This is a genomic window from Bartonella sp. CR84HXZ (genome assembly GCF_042194535.1).
In the GTDB taxonomy this organism is placed as follows: domain Bacteria; phylum Pseudomonadota; class Alphaproteobacteria; order Rhizobiales; family Rhizobiaceae; genus Bartonella; species Bartonella grahamii.
In genome coordinates, this window is sequence record NZ_JBHIMY010000051.1 from 1 (window position 1) to 3,671 (window position 3,671).

General features: G+C 41.6%; 1 protein-coding gene. It reads right to left on the minus strand.

Going from position 1 to position 3,671, the window contains the following annotated elements; all coding sequences use genetic code 11:
- Positions 1 to 3,671, minus strand: a 3,671-nt coding sequence (locus ACFIKD_RS09055) for a hypothetical protein (RefSeq protein WP_375647840.1), incomplete at both ends; no start/stop codon positions are given.

Consider the following 3,671-nt stretch of genomic DNA (forward strand, 5'->3'; position numbering starts at 1 on the left):
ACAAAGCTTTCGCTTTCCACTTTGTTAACCACATTGTTAACCTGCTCAGTCAATTTATTCTGAACATTCGTGATAGAACTACCAACTCCACTCAAAGCACTCGCAACATCAGAATAAACCTTATCTTCAGAAACACCATCATCCTTAACCGATTTAACCTTGAATGTAGGAGCAACCCATGCGCCATTCTCATAGCTAGCAGCACCGCCTAAGGATTTTGCAACACTGCTTCCTAGGGTATAAAGCTGATTGCCCGCTACAGCATCGCTTGAGGTTGCAGTAATGTCTCCATTCTTAAGTGATGTAATCTTGCTGTTTTCTTGTGTCACTACAACTGTGCCGTCTTCTTCTTCTTTCGTCTTTTTATGCTGCGCTACAAAGGCATTAGCAGTTTTACTCCAATTCAATGAATCACTTTTTGCATCCGCAATCTCTTTGGTAACCTCTTTTTTAATATTCGTAATAGAATTATTCACATTTGAGAAAGAGGTACCAACTCCAGCAAAAGCTGTTGCTACATCATGATAGCCTTTATCTTCTGTTTTCCCATCTTCTTTCACGATCTTAACCGTGAATGTAGGAGCAACCCATGTTCCACCATCATACTTAGCACCACCGCCAAAATAACTTGCAACACTGTTCCCAAGAGTATGAAGCTGATTGCCCGCTACAGCATCGCTTGAGGTTGCAGTAACGTCACCATTTGCAAGGGATGTAATCTTGCTGTTTGTTTTGCTGTCCTTTTCCCCATGCAAAGCTACAAAGGCGCCTTTAGTCTTGTCCCATAACAAAGCGTCACCTTGAGCAAGGGCAATGTCTTTTTCAATCTCTTTGGTAATTTCATCCTTAACATTCTTGAATGTATCTTTAACGTTTTCGAATGAATCACCAACACCAGCAAAGGCAGTCGCGACATCGTCATAAGACTTATCAGTCGCAGTGCCATCTTTATTGAAGGTTTTAACCGTGAATGTAGGAGCAACCCATGCACCATTCTCATAGCTAGCAGCACCGCCTAAAGATTTTGCAACACTGCTCCCTAATGTATGAAGCTGTGAGCCATTAACGGCGTCTGTTGAATCTGCTGTAATCTTGCCAATTCCAACATTATGCAATGCAACAGTGCCTGTTTTGGGATCACCAAAAGTCACACTGCTTTGTTTCGCTTTAGGTGCTGTTCTGGTAAGTGTACTGACCTCTTCTGTTGTATCTTCTTCTACATCGTAGAAAACTGCTATAGAACGCACGTCTTCAATATTTTTAGAAAGAGTGGTTACGTTTTCATCAAGCTGACCTTTGTTAACAGCATCAGTATCATCAGTCCCTTTTGCCAATCCTGTTATCTTTTTACTGCCAGCACCAATACCAGCCGTCGTTATTTGCGGACCACCCGTAATCACTAAGCCGGTGGCATCTAGGGTATTTGTGCCTGCCTTTAAGCTCGTTAATGCAACATCTTGAGCTAAATCGAATTTTAACTTATTGTCTTTATCACCTTTTGCAATCTGAAGATTTGTGCTTCCAGCAGAAAAATCTACATCACCATCCATAAGAACAGTTGTACCATTTGCACCGCCAACAGAGAGTTTCCAACCGTTTTCTTTTACGAATCTTTTCATGTCCCTCAACTGTGCAACATTCACTGCATCGGTAGCATCACTACCAGCTGCTACGCCTGTAATTTGTCGCGTTCCACTCCCACCAACACTCATAACACCCAGTGTACTTTTCCACTGAGATATACCATTTGTTGCAACCTCATCCTTCATCGAAGGAGCATAACCAAAAACACCAGCAGCCCTATCAGCTACAGAATCGCTTCCTAGAGCAACACTATCTTTAACTGATGCTTTTGCTCCACTACCAAAAGCAAGCGCAGATTCGCCGGTAGCTGTTGCGCCAGCACCAAGAGCAACTCCACCAACACCAGATACAGATGCATTTGCACCTAAGGCAATTCCATTTAACGAACCTTTTGGATCATTTGTGGAACCACCATCCTTTACAGATGCGCCAGAACCAAAAGCAAGCGCACCGCTAGAGAGTTTACTAACGCTGGCCTTGCTACCAAGAGCGACTGAATTTTCTGCATCAGCTATAGCATCTGCAAAATCTTTGCCAGTAGTGTTAATTTTTAAACCTTTTATAACCGCTGCTTCTTGTGCGGCTTTTAACTGTGCAAAATTTACTGCATCAGTCTCTTCAGTACCCGTTGCAACTCCTATTATCTTTTTACTACCAGCATTAACACCATCAGTCGTTATTTTTGGGCCATTGGCAATCACTAAGCCTGTTGCATTTAAGGTATTTGCGCCTGTCTTTAAGCTCGTTAATGTAACATCTTTAGCTAGATCAAATTTTAGCTTATTGTCTTTTTCGCCCTTTGTAATATTTAAGTTGCTACTTCCAGCAGAAAAGTCTACTCCGCTATCCATAAGAACAGTTGTAGCATTTTTATCTCCAACAGAGAGTTTCCAACCGTTGTTTTTCACAACTTTTTCTAAGTCTTGTAACTGCCCAAGATTTACAGCGTCGTTGCCTTCAGTACCCTTTGCCACTCCCGTTATCTTTTTACTGCCAGCGGTAATACCACCCGTTGTTATTTTCGGACCATTAGCAATCACCAAGCCTGTTGCATCTAAGGTGTTGTTTCCTGTTTGTATTTTATCGATTACAATGCTCCGAGCGAGATCAAATTTTACATTATTATCCTTATTGCCTTTTGTAACCTTTATGTTATTACTTGCAGCAGCTAAATCTACCAATTTATTCGATTCAACCGTTGTAGTATTTGCTCCCGAAACAGAGAGTTTCCAACTTCCGGCAGCCTTTTCCAATGCTTTCAACTGCGCTACATTTACTGCATCAGTATCTTGAGTACCACCTGCAACACCTACAATTTGTCGTGTTATACCCTGTCCTACGCTACCAATACTAAGCGCACTTTCAGTACTGCGCCAAGCGAGAAAACTTTCCGGTGTCGGCATAACGCCGAATGGCCTATATGCATCAATCTTATCGCCTACAAAAGCTTCACTCTTATTCCCTAAAGCAATTCCACCCGAGGTCGACTTCGCACTAGAACCAATAGCAATTCCACCAACTGTAGTTGTCACCGCTGCCTTGTAACCAATAGCAATACCATGTTGCATATTTACTTGCGCACTACTACCTATCGTCACAGTATTAGTTCCGACACTAATCCCGCTATCCCTAGTATTTCTAAGCAGTGAGTTCACATCAACTCTAGCCTGTGGTCCCATATTAAATGTTGTTACATCATTATTGAATCCAGTAGATTTATAAGTGCTCTCTAAAGCAGGTATAGCAAAAGAACTCTCATCACTCGTCCCTGGAAGAGTTCTGGTTAAAAAATTTGCATAATCATCAGCAGCATTAATCTTTTCTAATCCGGCTTTATTGAGTGCTGTTAAATAATTGTCTTTTGAAACAGAAGAGGCATTCAAACCAGCAACAGAGATGATGCTTTGCGGATGAGAAACACCAGCACTTTCTACACCTTCAAGGAATGTGTTTCTAAAATCAGAATTTGCTGAAAAAACAGGTGTAACATTCGATAAAAATGTAGCCGCCGTAGCCAACGAAAGAACTTTAACAAAAGAAAAACGAGAACGTTTTAATTCACTCGCTGCTTGTGGGGCATATAATTT